A 500-nucleotide genomic window follows, 5' to 3' on the forward strand; every position below is an offset into this window, starting at 1 on the left:
CCCGAGCTTTCCTTGATGCCGATGACGTTCGGCGACTGGCCGACGATGTCGAGGAACGCGCGCCCCATGCTGACGCCCATGCGGCCGGGGTAGTTGTAGAGGATCACCGGCAGGCCGGCGGCGCGGTCGATTTCCAGCGCGTTGGCGGCGTTCTCGGCCTCGGTCGGCACCGAATAGGGCGGCGTGCCGAGCAGGATCGCATCGGCGCCCATCTCGCGCGCGCCCTGGGCCAGCGCGATGGAATCGGGGGTGCGCATGGCGCCGGTGCCGACGATGACCGGCAGCCGGCCGTCGGCGCGCTCGGTGATGAAGCGGGCCAGCTCCAGCCGCTCCTCGACCGTCTCGGCATAGTTCTCGCCGGTCGAGCCGCCCGAGATCAACCCGTGCACCCCCGCAGCCACCAACCGCTCGACCAGATCGCCCAAAGCGTCGAAATCAATCGAGCCATCCCCCTGGAACGGCGTGATCACAGGCGTGTAAATGCCTTCAAGAACCATGCG

General features: G+C 68.4%; 1 protein-coding gene. It reads right to left on the reverse strand.

The features are described 5' to 3' along the window. On the reverse strand, positions 1 to 497 hold a 497-nt coding region (locus FE811_RS27115), incomplete at its 3' end, for a dihydrodipicolinate synthase family protein (protein ID WP_140849611.1). Between the last annotated feature and the right edge of the window lie 3 nt (positions 498 to 500).

The sequence above is a fragment of the Paracoccus sp. FO-3 genome, from assembly GCF_006386455.1.
In the GTDB taxonomy this organism is placed as follows: Bacteria; Pseudomonadota; Alphaproteobacteria; order Rhodobacterales; family Rhodobacteraceae; genus Paracoccus; species Paracoccus versutus.